This window comes from Streptomyces alboflavus (assembly GCF_000716675.1).
Classification (GTDB): Bacteria; Actinomycetota; Actinomycetes; order Streptomycetales; family Streptomycetaceae; genus Streptomyces; species Streptomyces alboflavus.
In genome coordinates this window covers 12,914-27,882 of the sequence record NZ_JNXT01000004.1, presented here as the reverse complement: position 1 = coordinate 27,882, position 14,969 = coordinate 12,914, and the positions used below count along the sequence as shown (strand labels likewise).

Genomic DNA, 14,969 nt, shown 5'->3' with positions numbered 1-14,969 from the left:
CTCGCTCACAGCTTCGGCGCGATCTCTTCGGCCCAGATGCGCTTCTGTTGCTCGGCCGACATGTGGCAGGCGGCCCAGTGCCGCCCGCCGACCTCGGTCAGTTCGGGGCGGACCGTGCGGGTGACGTCGTCCTTCGGGACGTCGGCGTACGGGCAGCGCGGGTGGAAGGCGCAGCCGGAGGGGCGGTTGATGAGGGAGGGCGGGGAGCCCTTGACCGGGACGAGGCGTTCCTGCTGGTCGCGGTCGAGCCGCGGCATCGAGCCGAGCAGGCCCCAGGTGTAGGGGTGCCGGGGTTCGTGGAACACCCGGTCCGCCGGGCCGCGCTCGACGCAGCGGCCGCCGTACATCACCAGGATGTCGTCGGCCAGTTCGGCGACGACTCCGAGGTCGTGGGTGATGATGACGACCGCGGAGCCGAACTCCCGCTGCAGGTCCCGGATCAGGTCCAGGATCTGCGCCTGCACCGTCACGTCCAGGGCGGTGGTCGGCTCGTCCGCGATGAGCAGCTCGGGGTTGTTGACCAGCGACATCGCGATCATCGCGCGCTGGCGCATGCCGCCGGAGAACTCGTGCGGGTAGCTGTCCACCCGCTTGTCCGGCTGCGGGATGCCGACCCGGTCGAGCATCTCGACCGCCCGCCTGCGGGCGGACTTCGCCCCGACGTCGTGGTGGATCCGGTACGCCTCCACGATCTGCTTGCCGATCGTGTAGTACGGGTGCAGCGCGGACAGCGGGTCCTGGAAGATCATGGCCATCTCGCGCCCGCGGAGTCCCCGTACGTGGTCGGGGCCCGCCGCGAGCAGTTCGGTGCCGTCCAGCCAGATCTCGCCCGATATCCGTGCCTTGCGCCTGCCGTACTGGCCGGCGGTGTGCAGGCCCATCACGGCGAGCGAGGTCACCGACTTGCCGGAGCCGGACTCGCCCACGATGCCGAGGGTCCGGCCCTTCTCCAGCTGGAAGCTGAGCCCGTCGACGGACTTCACCAGGCCGTCGTCGGTGGGGAAGTGCACCTTCAGGTCGCGCACGTCCAGGAACGCCGTCATGCGAGCCTCACCCGGGGGTCGATCACGGCGTACAGGACGTCCACCGCGAGGTTGGCGAGCAGCACCGCGAGCGAGGTGATCAGGGTGACGCCCAGGACGACGGGCAGGTCCTGGTTCCTGGTGGCGTCGAGCACCGCCCGGCCGAGGCCCGGCAGGTTGAACGTCGACTCGGTCAGGATGGCGCCGCCGATGAGGGCGCCGAGGTCCATGCCCAGCATGGTCAGGAGCGGCGTCATCGTGGAGCGCATGGCGTGCTTGCCGACGACGGTGTGCTCGCGCAGGCCCTTGGCGCGGGCGGTGCGGATGTAGTCCTCACCGAGCACCTCCAGCATCGTGGCCCGGGTGATCCGGGCGTACATCGCCGCGTACAGGAAGGCGAGGGTGACCCAGGGCAGGATCATGCCGCCGAGCCAGCCCGTGAAGCTCTGTTCGAGTGGCACGTACTGCGCGTCGAGCCAGTCGAGGCCGAAGGCGAAGACCGCCAGGGAGAGCAGGCCGGTGAAGTAGATCGGCAGGGAGACACCCGCGAGGGCGACGACCATCGCACCCCGGTCCCACAGGCTGCCCCGCTTGAGCGCGGACAGCACACCGGCGGCGACGCCGACGACGACCCACAGCACGGCGGCGCCGAGCGCGAGGCCCAAGGTCACCGGCAACCGGTCGGTGAGCACCGGCCAGACGGCCTGTTCGCTGCGGAAGGAGTAGCCGAAGCACGGCGCGGCGCAGTGCGTGACCTCGCCGCCGGCCGCGTAGGTGCGGCCCGCGAAGACGCCCCTGAAGAACTCCCAGACCTGGACGTGGATCGGGTCACCGAGACCGAGCTTCTCGCGCACCGCCGCCACGGCGGCCGGGTCGGCCTGCTTGCCGACGAAGCTGGACGCGATGTCGACGCCCGCCCACCGGGGGACGAGGAAGAAGATGCAGAAGACCACCACGACGATGACCACCAGCATCACCGCGGCGGCGAACAGCCGCCTGATGAGGTAAGCGAGCATGGCTCAGTTCGCGTTCTTCAGGCCGAGGTTGACGAAGTCGTACATGCCGCTGTAGCCGTCGGTGGTGTACGCGTTCGTCAGTTTCGGGGAGCGCCAGTTGAGGAACTTCTCGAAGGTGAAGGGCAGGTAGTACGCGCCCTCCATCACCCTGTGGTTGATGCCCTTGGCGATCCTGGCCTGCTCGCCCTCGTCGAGCTCCTTCACATAGGAGTCGAAGAGTCCGTCGATCGTCTTGTCCTTGATCAGGGCGAAGTTGTTGTTGCCGCTCTGCAGGATGTACTTGCTGCTCCACAGCGGCAGACCGAAGCCCTGGACCGTGCCGAAGTCCGGGGCCCAGCCGTCGATGACGATGCCGTACTTCTTCTTCTTGACGTGGGCGGGGCTGCCGACGATGCCGGCGGTCTGCGCGCCGTCGTACTGGTCGATCTCGGCGCGGACGCCGATCTTCTTCAGCGATGCCTGGAGGGACTCGGCGGTCGCGACCTCCGCATGTTTGTTGTTGCGGACCGCGATGGTGGTCCGGAAGCCGTCCGGGCGACCGCAGGCCTTGAGTTCCTCCTTGGCCTTCTCGATGTCGCCCTTCTTGCCGTCCCCGGCGATCTTGTACGGGTCGTACTTCTGCCCCTCGGCGCCCGGCACGGACGGCGGGAGCATGTTGGTGGCGATGTCACCACCGGCGAGCGGGCCGCCGCGCGCGTTCTGCAGCGAGACGTGGTCCGCACCGTGGATCACGGCCTTGCGGCAGTGGATGTTGTCGAACGGCGGCACGCTCCGCGGGAAGACCGCGTAACGGATGTAGCTGGTGAGCGGGTTGTCCAGGTTGCCCTTGTGCTGCTTGAGGGCGGTGGTACGACCCTGCGGCGACGGGCCCGTCTGGTTGAGGTCCAGATGGTAGTCGCCGTTGATCAGGCGCTGGTCCATGTCGCCCGCGTTCGCGAAGAACGTGGCGCTGATGGTGTCCGGGTACGCCTTGCGGATCGGGTCCGACGCGGCTTTCCACCGCGTGTTGCGGACCAGCTTCAGGCTCTTTCCCGGCGCGTACGCATCGAACTTGTAGGGGCCGCTCGAGAACGGCCTGAGGCCGTACTTGGACTTGGTGTCCTTGTCCTGGCGCACGGGGGAGGCCGACGGTGTCGCGAGCATCTGCGTGAAGTCGCTGTTGGCGCGCGGCAGGTTGAAGACGATCGTTCTGTCGTCGGGCGTCTCGATCGACTTCAGGCCCAGTCTGTCGGCCGACTTGTCCTTGTAGGGGCCCGGGTACGCGCCGTCCGGGTCGAGGACGTCCTTGAGGTAGACCGGACCGCCGGACAGCACGTCCTGTGCCCACTGGCGCTCGATGCCGTACTTGAGGTCCTTGGAGGTGATCGGCTTGCCGTCCTCCCAGGTGATCCCGTCGCGCAGGTCGAACGTGTAGGTCTTGCCGTTGTTCGAGATCCTGCCCGCGTTCGTGGCGAGGTCCGGCGTCAGTTCCGCGCCCGCCTTTCCGGGCTCGGTCTTGTACGACAGCAATTGACGGCTGTAGTAGCGCATGAAGTTCCAGGCGAAACCGTAGTAGCCGCGCGTGGTGTCCCAGGAGTCGGCGTCCTGGGAACCGGCGAACTTCAGCTCACCGCCCTTCTGGGAACTGGCGTTGAGCACCTTGTTGTTCGCGGCGTCATAGCCGGCCGCGTCCTCCTTGCCGTCGCCGCACGCCGCCGTGGTCAGCAGGGCGGCGGCCACCGCGGCGGCGGCCAGGGTCTGCTTGCGCCGCCCTGGGGCGCGCTGGGTAGTCACCATCTCGGATCCTCCGGAATTGACGGGAAACACCGTGTGAGTGCCACGGGCCGCTGGGGGCACCGCGGTTCAGCGGGAACCCTTCGGGTCGAGCGCGTCCCGCACGCCGTCGCCGAGGAGATTGAAGGCAAGGACCGTGACGAAGATCGCCGTGCCGGGCACGACCATGTACATGGGGTCCGAGTCGTAGTAGTCGATCGCCCTCGAGAGCATCTGCCCCCAGGAGGCCGTGGGGGGTTTGACGCCCACGCCCAGGAAGCTGAGTGCCGCTTCGGTGAGGATGTTGGTGGGGATCATCATCGTCGTGTACACGATGATCGGTGCGACGAGGTTGGGCAGCAGTTCCTTGAAGAGGATGTGGCGGCGCCCGGCGCCCAGCGACCGGGCCGCTTCGACGTACTCCCGTGTCCGCAGGGAGAGGGCCTGGCCGCGCACGACGCGTCCGATGTAGGGCCAGCCGAAGAAGCCGATGACGAGGATCATCACGAAGACGCGCACGCTCGATCCGGTGAGACCCAGCATGTCGTTCGGCATGACGGAGACCAGCGCGATGATGAAGAGCAGCTGCGGGAAGGCGAGCAGGCCGTCCATGACGCGGCTGATGACCGTGTCCACCCAGCCGCCGAAGAAGCCCGCCAGGATGCCGAGGACGGTGCCCAGGACGACCGCGACCACGGCCGAGAGGAAGCCGACGAGCAGCGAGATCCGGGCGCCGTACAGGATGCGGGCGAAGATGTCGCGGCCGTTGACCGGTTCCACGCCCAGGAGGTGGTCGCCGCTGATGCCGCCGAGGGAGCCGGTCGGCGTGCCGAACAGGGGGTTGATCAGGTCCTCGTGGTGGGTCTCGGGGTCCTGGCCGACGATGCCGGTGAGCACCGGGGCGAGCAGGGCCACGACGACGAGGAGGAGCACGACGATGCCGCCCGTGAGAGCGAGCCTGTCGCTCTTGAGGCGCTCCCAGGCGATCCGCCCCAGGGAGCGCCCCCGCACGGACGTGCCGTCCGCGGCGCCGTCGGAGCTGGACACCTCCGTCTCCGCGGGCACGTCGGGTGCCGCCTCGACGGGTGGCTCGGGCGATGGTGCTTTCATGCTGCAGGGCCCTTCTCGGAAATCCGGCGGGCATGGCGGGAATTCCGGTACGCCTGGAAAAGGAGAACGCAGTCCTTGCGCCGTCGACATAGCGCTCAAGAAAGGTGAGGGCCTGCGCGAGGAATCAAAAGGAGGAATCAAAAGTGGGAAGAGCGGTCACTGCCCCGCGAAACTCCTTGCAGGCAGCTTGCGCGTAGTCTTTCTCCCGTTCATGACCGCGTGCATGCGGTGCCGGTCCAGAGATCCCGCACATGTTTTGTCCGTCCGGCCAAAGAGGTTCCGAGGGCGGACGGGGCGGGGGGAGCCGGGGCGACGGGACAAGCGAAGTCGGGGGGCGCCCGCGAGCCGGGCTCAGCGGGCGTCGGCCTCCCGGCCCGCCACCGCCGAGAGCGCCTTCGCGCGCAGGGACCGATAGGTGGCGATCTCACGGGCGCGGTCGTCGGCGACCTGCTCGCGGTAGTGGCGGTCGAGGGAGCGGACGAGGCGGGCCCGGCCCACGGACGCGTCGCAGGTGGCGTCGGCGACGGCCACCGCCGTCTCGCGGCGCCGCGCCGCGGCCTCGCCGCGCGCGGACTTCTGCCGCAGCGCCTTGTCGTAGCCCTCGAAGACCGCCGACCTGGCCGCGGACGTGTCGCGGTAGCGGTGTCCGGAGGCGGCCATGCAGCGGCTCCAGGGGGCGTCGAGCGCCGTGACCCGCTTGTTGTTCAGGAGCCTGCGGTCGATCTCGGCGTCGAGGTTGGTCGCCACCATCTGCGCCCGCATCCACACCTTCAGATCCCCGTAAAGGTCCTGCAGCGCCCGTGCGTTGCAACCGTCGGCGTATATGTAGGTCTCGCTGCCGTCGGGCAGCTTCGCCAGGACCTTGTGGCCGAGCGTGCCGAAGAGCGCCGCGGTGTACGAGGTCCGCTTCGCCGCGGTCAGCGACCGCACGTAGGCGGCGTTGGGATCCGCGGGGAGCCGTACCTTGCGCAGATGCGCGGCGGCCTCGTACCCGACCTGGCGGCGCCGCTCCACCTGATCGCCCCTGCGCGGGTCGTCCTCACCGGGAGTGCGAGGCACGAACCAGGGGTTGGGCCGGTAGCTGAAGCCCCGGTCCGCCATGCAGCGGACGATGAGCCGTTCCTGCGCGGCGTGGAGCCGCTTCTGCTGCGCCTCGGTTCCCTTGACGCGGGCGAGGGCCGCCCGGTCCAGTACGTTCGGCTGCCCGGGCCGGTCGGAGTGCGGCGAGGCGGCGTCCTCCTGCGGGGAGCACGCGGCGAGCAGCAGCGCCACGCATCCGGCGACCGCCGCCCGGCGGGGAGTCACGACGCGCTGCATGGGAACCTCCGGTCGGGTACGCCCTGGTGGGCCGGGGCGGTGCGGGCGCGGTTCGGGACGGGCGGGGCGGTTCGGGGCGGGCGGAGGGGGAATTCGGGGCGGGCGGAGGGGGAAGAGGAGCAGTGGCCGGGCACGGCCCCCCGTGACCGTGCCCGGACGTCCCGAGGCGGGCCCGCGCGAGCCCCCCTCGCGACGCGCCCGGCCCCGGGCTGTGTGGTGCCGCTCAGCGAGCCGGAGCGGAACTGGAGGGGAAGGCCCTCAGCACCGCATCCACTTGTTGCTCTCGCCGTCGTCGTTCGGCCGGTGCTGGGTCCAGCCCTGTCCCCTCGGCAGACAGCCCAGCTTGCGCCCGTAGTTCTCCTCGCCGTACAGGGCCACACCGAGCCCCGAAACACCGTTGTTCCACGACGAGGAGTCGTTGTTGAAGATCGCCCAGCGCGACCACGACCTGTTGTCGTCCTTGAAGAAGTAGTCCTCGCCCCCGTACCTCGCGTGCAGGTACACGCAGTAGTACTCACGCGGGCAGCCGGGCGGAGCGGCGGCCTGCTCCGCCCCGGCCGGCGCGGACACCCCGGCCGACGTCCGTGCCGGGGCCTCCGGCGAGGCCGCGCCGGCCGAGGGGGCGAACGCGAGACCTCCGCCCAGCAGCGTCGCACCTGAAATCAGCGCCAGACGCGTGGAAATGCGTGCCGTCATGTTCTCGTCCTCTCCTTCTCTTCTTCGCGCCGATGTGCCGGACGAGGACGAGTCAACACCGGCGCGCTCACCAGGCCGCCTCCGCGCACTGTCCGTCCGATGACCACGCCCACGAGGCGGACCTCCCGGCGAAACACCGTGGTCGGAGCCGTCCCGTGCCCGAGCCGCGGCCATGCCGCCGGACTTCCGGCCGGACTTTTCGTCCGGTAAGACACCTGTGACCGCATCGCGGCGGCCGCTAGCTTGAGCCGTCGGCCGGAGCGAGCCGCCCGAGCCGTCGGCCGCGAGAGCCGGGAGGCGGGCATGGCGACACAGCAGTCGGTCTTCGCCCGCCTTTGCGCCCGGCGCCAGTGGCAGCAGCCCGCGGTGTTCATCGCGGTGTACGACGCCACGGCGTGGCGGCTCGGCGAGCCGCGGCGGATCACCGCGCGCCAGCTGCACCGCTGGCGGCAGCCCGATCCGCCCTGCCCGCGCCCCTCCAGCCAGCGGGTGCTGGAGGAGATGTTCGGCATGCCCCTGGAGCGGCTCGGCTTCACGCTTCCCGACCACCGCCGCGCACCGCCCGGCCCCGGCAGGACCCCCGCGCGGGCCGAGGACCCGGGCCGCACCGCGGGGCGGCCCGCGTCCCCGCTGCGTTTCCAGGTGCTCGGTCCTGTCCGGGTGTGGTGCGGTGCGCAGGCGCTGCCCGAGGGCCGCCCCCAGGAACGGGCTCTGCTGGCCGCGCTGCTGCTGCGGGCCGGACGCACGGCGACCGCGAGCGAACTCATCGACGCCATCTGGGGCCAGACGCCCCCCGCCCAGGCGCTCCCCGCCCTGCGCACCTACGCCTCCCGGCTCCGCAAGGCCCTCGGCCGCCGCACCCTCGTCTCCGAGGCCGGGGGATACGCGATCGCCCTGCCGGACGGGGCGCTCGACCTGGCCCGGTGCGAGCAGCACGAGGCGCAGGCGGCCGAGGCCCGCGCCGCACACGACCCGCACCGCGCCCGGCAGGCACTGCGCGACGCGCTCGCGCTCTGGCACGGGGAGCCCCTGGGCGGCGTCCCCGGCCCCTTCGCCGACGCCCAGCGCTCCCGCCTCGCCGAATGGCGCCTGGCCCTGCTCGAACACCGCCTCGCCCTCGACCTGGAACTCGGCGGACACCTGGACGCCGTATCCGAACTGACCTCGCTGACGGCCGAGCACCCTCTGCGCGAGGACCTGCGCGCCCTGCTGATGCTGGCGCTCTACCGCGGCGGACGCCAGGGCGAGGCCCTGGGCGTCTACGCCGACACCCGCCGCATGCTCGACGAGGAACTCGGCGTCGGCCCGGGCCCGGAGCTGACGGCACTGCACCAGCGCGTCCTGCACGCGGACCCCGCCCTCGCCGCGCCCGCCGACACCGGCGGCGAGGACGAGCCGCCGCCCCCGGGAGCGCGCCTGGCCCAACTCCCGGCCGACCTCGCCGACTTCACCGGCCGGGCCGCCGCCACGGCACACCTGCGGCGCGAGCTGCTGCGCGACCCGGGCCGGGTGATGCCCATCGCCTCGGTGCGCGGACTCGGCGGCGTCGGCAAGACCACGCTCGCCGTGCGGGTGGCCCATGCCGTCCGCGGCCACTTCCCCGACGGGCAGCTCTACGCGGACCTCCTCGGCCAGAGCGCCCGGCCCGCCGGGCCCCACGACGTCCTGGGTGCCTTCCTGCGCGCCCTCGGCGTCCCCGACTCAGCCCTCCCCGACGACCACGAGGAACGGTCGGCGCTCTACCGGTCCACCCTGGCCGGACGCCGGGTCCTGGTCCTGCTCGACAACGCGCACGGCGAGGCCCAGGTGCGCCCCCTGCTGCCCGGCGCCCCTGGCTGCGCCGTGCTGATCACGAGCCGCGCACGGCTCGTCGCGGCCCCCGGCGCGCAGGTGCTCGACCTCGACGTCATGACCGAGCAGGAGGCCCTCGCCCTCTTCACGCGCGTCGTCGGCGCCCCGCGTGCCGCGGCCGAGCCGACCGCCTGCCGCGAGACCGTCGCCGCCTGCGGCTACCTGCCCCTCGCGATCCGCATCGCCGCCGCACGCCTGGTCGCCCGCCCCGCCTGGGCGGTCTCCACCCTGGCCGGGCGGCTCGCCGACGAACGCCGCAGACTCGACCAGCTGCGCGTCGGCGACCTCGCCGTGGACGCCTCCTTCGAGCTGGGTTACGGCCAGTTGGAGCCCGCGCCCGCCCGGGCCTTCCGGCGCCTCGCGCTGCCGGACGGCGCCGACATCTCCCTCGCCGCGGCCGCCGCCGTCCTGGACGAGGACGAGGACACCAGCGAGCGCCTCCTGGAGTCCCTGGTCGACACCGGTCTCCTCGAATCCGCCGCCCCGGGCCGCTACCACCACCACGACCTGCTGCGCCTCTTCGCCCGCGACCGCGCCGTACGCGAGGACCCGGACGGGGACCGCGGGGCCGTGCTGTCCCGGCTGCTCGGCTTCTACCTGGCCACGGCCTGCCACGCGTACGCGCTGGAGAACCCGGGGGACCGGCTCCTGGAACACCTGGCGCCCACCGGCCGCCGGGCCCTGCCGTTCGACGACCGCCAACAGGCCCTGGACTGGCTGTTCTCCGAAGGGCCCGCCCTGCTCGCCGCGGTGCGCCAGTGCGCGGCGGAACCGGCGCTCGCGCCCATGGCCGCCGACGTCCTGCTGGTGACGCAGGACCTGATGGAGTCGGGCGCCCACCGGCAGCCGTACGCGTCGGCGGCGTCAGCCGTGGCCGAGGAGGCCCGGCGCGGCGGCGATCCGCGCGCCGAGGGCCGCGCCAGGGTGGTTCTCGGCCAAGTGCACCACTTGGCGGGCCGCGTGGAGCGTGCGCGCGAGGAGGCCGAGCGCGCTCACGCCCTCGGCGCCGCCGCCGACGACGCGCTCACGCTCGGCTACGCGCCCAACCTGCTCGGCCTGCTCGCCGTCTTCCACGGCCGCCACCGGGCCGCCGCGGCCTGCTTCACCCAGGCACTCGGCGCCTTCAGGGACGACGGCAACCGCTACGGCGAGACGGCCATGCTCATGAACCTGGGCCGGGCTCAGCTCGGTCTCGGGCAGACCGAGAGCGCGATCGCCGCGTCCGAGCAGTCGGTGGAGCTGTGGCGCGGACTCGGCGCCACCCTGCGGCTCGCGAACGGCTACTACGCGCTCGGCCTCGCCCTGCACGAGGCGGGCCGCCACGACGAGGCGCTCGAACGGTTCCACCAGGGCCTCGTGATGTTCCAGGAGAGCAGACAGCCGTACTGGACCGGCATGACCCACTTCCGCATGGCCACCGCCCACCTGGCCGCCGCCCGCGCGCCCGCGGCCGCCGCGCACGGCGAACGGGCCCTCGTCCTCCTGCGCGACATCGGCGGCGACCGGCGGGTCGCCGGTGTGCTGTCCGTCCTCGCCCGGGCGCTGCGCAGGCTCGGGCAGCAGGAACGCGCGCACACCTGCTGGCAGGACGCCCTGTCCCTGTTCGAACGTGTCGGCAGCCCCGAGGCCGCGCACGTACGCGACCTGCTCGCCCACGCCGGAAACCCCTGAACACGGCCGCCGGGCAGGCACGTTGACCGGCGTCACCCGGGCGTGCCGGTGCCGTCCGCCCACTTGGGCGGACGGCACCGGTTCGGGAGAACGGGTCATGCGTCGATCGCGGCGGCCACCTGCGGAGGCGGCCAGTTGCCCGTGTGAGTGGACTGGGGCGGAGGCCAGTTGCCTGTCTGGGTGGTCTGAGTGGTCTGGGTGGTTTGGGGCGGAGGCCAGTTACCTGCCCGGGTGGTCTGGGACTGGGACTGGGGCGGCGGCCAGTTGCCCCTCTCGGTGGCATGCGGAGGCGGCCAGTTGCCCGTGGTGCCCTCGCCCGTGAGCGGGCTCGGCTGTGCGAGAGTGGCCGCCGTCCCCGAGGCCGCCCTCGTGTCCGGCGTGTCCTCCTCGGCCGCCGTGGTGATGGTCAGGGCGACCGCCGCCGCGACAGCGGCAGCGGCCACGCCGATGGCTTGCTTGACGTACATGGCATCTCTCCCCCGACGGAGCCCCTACAGGGCTGGTCCGATGGCTGTGATGTGGCCGGCCTGCGGGGGCGGCCGAGGCACCTGGGGGAGAACCCCGGGGCGCCGGCCGACCGCTGGCCGATGACTCGATTGCAGCCGCCGCCGCGTTGTCAGGCAGCCCTCAGGGATCACTCCGTACAAACGAACACCGCCGGTCGCACGCGGTGGCCGAAGAAGGCCCCCGGGCGGTCGCGGCGCGTTGCCGCACGCCACGGCCCCGCGTACTTTGACGCGGTCCACCACGTGCCGGGGGAGGGAATGTGGGGCGTCGGGAGAGTCCGCTGGACCCGGACGCGGGGCCCGTCCAGCGCTTCGCGTCCGAGCTGCGCGCGCTCCGCCGGGACGCGGGCGGACCGACCTACCGGACGATGGCCGCGCGCGGCGGCTACTCGGCCACGACCCTGGCGCAGGCCGCCGCGGGCGAGCGGCTGCCGTCGCTGCCGGTCCTGCGGGCCTACGTGGCGGCCTGCGGCGGTGACGGGGCGGCGTGGGAGCGGCGCCTGCGCGAGGCCGGAGCCAAGGCGGCGGCCGTGCCCTCGGCCGCGGACGACGAACCCGCGCCCTACCTGGGCCTCGCCCGGTTCGAGCCGGGCGACCGGGAGAAGTTCTTCGGCCGCGAGCGACTGACCGGCGAACTGCTCACCGTCGTGGCGGAGAACCGGTTCGCCGCGCTCGTGGGAGCCTCCGGCAGCGGCAAGTCCTCCCTGCTCCGCGCGGGCCTCATTCCCGCACTCCAGCACGCCGACGAGCTGCACCGGCGCCCCGCGGCCATCCGCATCCTCACCCCCGGCACGCACCCCTTCACCGCGCACGCGGCGCCGCTCTCCCCGGCCGACGGCGAACGCGACACGGTCGTCGTGATCGACCAGTTTGAGGAGGCCTTCACCCTGTGCCGGAGCCAGGAGGAACGGGCGAGGTTCATCGACCTGCTGCTCACCGCCCGGCGGCCGGACAGCCGACTGCGCGTCGTCATCGCCGTACGCGCCGACTTCTACGGCCGGTGCGCCGAGCACCGCGCGCTCGCCGCGGCCCTGCGCGGAACCAGCCTGCTGGTGGGGCCCATGAGCCGGGGAGAGGTGCGCCAGGCCATCGTCGGTCCCGCGGCCACCCGGGGAGCCCTCGTCGAACGGGCCCTGACCGCCCGGCTCGTCACCGAGGTCGCCGACGAGCCGGGCGGTCTGCCCCTGCTGTCACACGCGCTCCTGGAGACGTGGCGGCGGCGCAGGGGCCGGGCGCTGACCGAGTCGTCCTACGAGGCGGCGGGCGGCCTGCGGGGTGCCATCGCCCACACGGGCGAGGAGGTGTACGCGCGGCTCACGCCCGCCGAGGCCGCTCTCGCGCGGCACCTTCTGCTGCGCCTGATCACTCCGGGGGAAGGGGCGCCGGACACCCGGCGCCCGGCCGACCGCGCCGAACTCCTCGCGGTGGGACCCGGTGCCGCGTCCGTCCTGGAACAGCTGGCCCGTGCCCGGCTTGTCACCCTGGAGGAGTCCTCGGCGGATCTGGCCCATGAGGCGCTGATCACGGCCTGGCCCCGGCTGAGCACCTGGGTGGAGGAGGACAGGGAGCGGTTGCGGCTGCACCGCCGCCTGACGGACGCGGCGAACGTGTGGGAGGAGAGCGGGCGCGACACCGGGGCCCTGTACCGGGGCAACCGTCTGACCGCCGTGGAGGAGGCGTTCGGCGGGAGGGACGGCGAGGTCGCCCTGACCGCGCACGAGCGGGCCTTCCTGGCGGCCGCCGTCGCCGCCCGCACCAGGGACCGCCGCCGCAACCGGTCCCTGCTGGGCACGCTGACGGTCCTGCTGGTCCTGGCGCTGCTCGCCGGTGCGATCGCCTGGCAGCAGAACCGCACGAGCGAGAAGCGCAGAACGGAGGCCGTCGCGCGCAAGGTCAGCGCGCTGGCGAACGGCATGCGCTTCTCCGACCCCGTCACGGCCATGCGGCTGAGTGTCGCCGCCTGGAGGGTGGCCGACACACCGGAGACCCGCGCGGGCCTCATGGGCGCCCACACCCAGCCGGAGGAGGACGTCCTCACGGTGCCCGAGAGCCTGGACTCCCAGCAGTTCCTGAGCCGGGACGGGCGCACCCTGGTCGTCGCCGACCGCTCGCACGTCACGAAGTGGGACGTGCGGACCAAGCGCAGGACGGGAACGTATCCGGGGCTCGGCCGCCACGTGGGTGCGGCCACTCATCTCAGCCCCGACGCACGGGGGTTGCTCCTGGAGACGGAGGACGGTGTCTTCGTCTGGGACATCGGCGCGGGCCGGACGTCCGGACGCCGGATCGGCTCGCCCGACGCGGTGGGCCTGGGGTTCGGCTCCACCGCGCGCACCGTCGTCCTGGGCGACACCGCCGCCGTGCGGGCCCGCGTCTGGGACACGGAGCGCCGGCGTGTGCTCTTCAGCGCTCCCGTCGGCCAGGTGGAAGCGGCCGTCGTCAGTCCGGACGAGCGTCTGGTGGCGCTCTGCCCGGCCGGGAGCAGGCTCCAGGTGTGGGACATGGCCGGGCGGCGGCGCCTTCCCGTTCCCGGGTCGTTGCCGCGCCGGGGGGACGACGCCTGCGCGGAGGTCCGCTTCGCCCCCGACAGCCGCACGGTCGCGGCCCTCGCGCCTGACGCGGTGCGGATGTGGCGGGCGCGGACCGGAGCGTCGCTGCCCGGCATCGACCAAGTGGGCGTGACGAGCCTGGAGTTCGGTGCCGACGGCAGGTTCGTGGTGACGTCCGACGCCGAGGAGATCAGCCTCTGGCGGCCGGCCGACGCCGAGCGGCCGGTGCTGCGGTACCCGGTCGGCACGCAGTCCGTCGGGCAGCTCAGCCTCGACCTCGACGACCGCCGCATCCGCTATCTGTCCCAGCGCCGGATGCGCGGGGGAGTCGTGCGCTCGCTCGCCCTGCGCGACGCCGCCGCCAGGACCTGGCTGGAACCAGAGGTGTCCGGCGCCGCGTTCGGCGCGGACGGCCGCCTGCTCGTCGGCTCGCGGCAGGAGGCCGACGGGATCCGCTTCCAGCTGTACGACGTGCGCACCCGGCGGCCCGCGCGCGAACTGCCCCGGCTGCGCTGCCCCGAGGAGCAGGTGGGCGACTGTCTGGAGGGCATGGCGTTCAGCGCGGACGGGCGGACGCTCGCCTACCGGACGGGACCGGTGGACTCGGCCGCGGGGGAGCGGCTCGCCGTCTGGGACGTCGCCGCGGGCCGGGACAGGACACCGAAGTCCCTCCGGGCCCCCGGCAGGGACGCGGAGGGCGGCTTCTCGATGGCGCTGAGCCCGGACGGGAGTTCCCTGTTCCTGTCCCGCGGGGAGGGCGCGGACGGGCACACCGAGGTCTACGACGTACGCCGGGGAAACCGCACCGAGGTGCTGCGCGGCCTCGGCGGTGACCTGACGGTCCGGCCCGACGGCAGGCTCCTGGTGGCCGCGAGCGGCCGGACGGCCGACCTGCGGGACGGCCGGGTGCGGCGCGTGGGCCCGGGCCTTGACGCGGACTCGCTGACCGCGATCACGTTCAGCCCCGACGGCCGCCTGTTCGCCGCGGGTGACACCTCGGGGCGGGTCAGCCTGTGGGACGGCGAACTGCGCCGCCGCGTCGGGGAGTTCGACGGTACGTTCACCAGTGAACGGCAGGACGTCGCCGAGCCGGTGGCTGCCCTGGCCTTCTCCCCGGACGGCAGGACCCTCGCCGTGGGCGGTTCCGAGGGGACGCTGCGGCTGTGGGACGCCACCGCCAACCAGGCCCTGGGCGCCGCGCTGCCCACGCCCGGCGACCTGCAGCTCTCCCTCGCGTTCAGCCCGGACAGCGCCACCCTGTACGCGGCGGGCGAGCACGTCCCCGTCCAGCGCTACCGCGTCGCTCCGCGGCGGGTGGCCTCCGATGTCTGCGCCCGCACGGGCACCGGGTTGTCCCGGCGGGACTGGAAGGCGTACGTCCCCGACGTGCCGTACCGGCCCACCTGCTGAGCCGGTCCGGCCGTTCGGCGCGCGCCGGTCCACGCGCCGACCCGAAGGAACCTCCGGCGGGCGACGCGG

9 protein-coding genes are annotated in these 14,969 nt (G+C 72.9%); 2 read left to right on the top strand and 7 right to left on the bottom strand.

What is annotated here, in order from left to right; translation table 11 throughout:
- Positions 1-5: 5 nt before the first annotated feature.
- The 6 genes from OO63_RS04785 to OO63_RS04760 all read right to left on the bottom strand — a co-directional run bounded on the left by OO63_RS04785 (position 6) and on the right by OO63_RS04760 (position 6,913).
- Positions 6-1,043, bottom strand: coding sequence for an ABC transporter ATP-binding protein (locus OO63_RS04785; RefSeq protein WP_051810561.1), 1,038 nt, complete (start codon positions 1,041-1,043; stop codon positions 6-8).
- Complete coding sequence (locus tag OO63_RS04780) at positions 1,040-2,038, bottom strand: ABC transporter permease (RefSeq protein ID WP_030357499.1); 999 nt, start codon at positions 2,036-2,038, stop codon at positions 1,040-1,042. Before OO63_RS04780 ends, OO63_RS04785 begins: the two co-directional genes overlap by 4 nt.
- A 3-nt stretch (positions 2,039-2,041) precedes the next feature.
- Positions 2,042-3,811 carry an ABC transporter substrate-binding protein gene (locus OO63_RS04775; protein WP_030357498.1) on the bottom strand — a complete coding sequence of 590 codons (1,770 nt, stop codon included), beginning with the start codon at positions 3,809-3,811 and terminating at the stop codon, positions 2,042-2,044.
- 69 nt (positions 3,812-3,880) lie between these two features.
- On the bottom strand, positions 3,881-4,900 hold the full coding sequence (locus tag OO63_RS04770) for an ABC transporter permease (protein WP_030357497.1): 1,020 nt from the start codon (positions 4,898-4,900) through the stop codon (positions 3,881-3,883).
- A 351-nt stretch (positions 4,901-5,251) separates the two neighbouring features.
- Entirely contained in the window at positions 5,252-6,217 is a 966-nt protein-coding gene (locus tag OO63_RS04765) for a hypothetical protein (RefSeq protein WP_030357496.1), read from the bottom strand.
- A 258-nt stretch (positions 6,218-6,475) separates the two neighbouring features.
- Entirely contained in the window at positions 6,476-6,913 is a 438-nt protein-coding gene (locus tag OO63_RS04760; RefSeq protein WP_030357495.1) for a peptidase inhibitor family I36 protein, read from the bottom strand.
- A 510-nt stretch (positions 6,914-7,423) separates the two neighbouring features.
- Here OO63_RS04760 and OO63_RS04755 point away from each other — a divergent pair.
- A complete protein-coding gene (locus tag OO63_RS04755) occupies positions 7,424-10,435 on the top strand; it encodes an AfsR/SARP family transcriptional regulator (RefSeq protein ID WP_051810579.1) in 3,012 nt (1,003 codons plus the stop codon).
- Positions 10,436-10,530: 95 nt separating this feature from the next.
- On the opposite strand, the gene OO63_RS04750 is transcribed toward OO63_RS04755, so the two are convergent.
- Positions 10,531-10,902 (bottom strand): hypothetical protein, encoded by a 372-nt coding sequence (locus tag OO63_RS04750; protein ID WP_030357493.1) that lies wholly within the window; start codon positions 10,900-10,902, stop codon positions 10,531-10,533.
- 299 nt (positions 10,903-11,201) lie between these two features.
- Here OO63_RS04750 and OO63_RS04745 point away from each other — a divergent pair, with 299 nt between their 5' ends.
- Positions 11,202-14,900 carry an nSTAND1 domain-containing NTPase gene (locus OO63_RS04745; RefSeq protein ID WP_030357492.1) on the top strand — a complete coding sequence of 1,233 codons (3,699 nt, stop codon included), beginning with the start codon at positions 11,202-11,204 and terminating at the stop codon, positions 14,898-14,900.
- Positions 14,901-14,969 lie beyond the last annotated feature (69 nt).

Bases quoted from the DNA above. Each gene is read 5' to 3' on its own strand.
- OO63_RS04785 (WP_051810561.1), bottom strand. From the start codon at position 1,043: ATGACGGCGTTCCTGGACGTGCGCGACCTGAAGGTGCACTTCCCCACC.
- OO63_RS04780 (WP_030357499.1), bottom strand. From the start codon at position 2,038: ATGCTCGCTTACCTCATCAGGCGGCTGTTCGCCGCCGCGGTGATGCTG.
- OO63_RS04770 (WP_030357497.1), bottom strand. From the start codon at position 4,900: ATGAAAGCACCATCGCCCGAGCCACCCGTCGAGGCGGCACCCGACGTG.
- OO63_RS04765 (WP_030357496.1), bottom strand. From the start codon at position 6,217: ATGCAGCGCGTCGTGACTCCCCGCCGGGCGGCGGTCGCCGGATGCGTG.
- OO63_RS04760 (WP_030357495.1), bottom strand. From the start codon at position 6,913: ATGACGGCACGCATTTCCACGCGTCTGGCGCTGATTTCAGGTGCGACG.
- OO63_RS04755 (WP_051810579.1), top strand. From the start codon at position 7,424: ATGCCCCTGGAGCGGCTCGGCTTCACGCTTCCCGACCACCGCCGCGCA.
- OO63_RS04750 (WP_030357493.1), bottom strand. From the start codon at position 10,902: ATGTACGTCAAGCAAGCCATCGGCGTGGCCGCTGCCGCTGTCGCGGCG.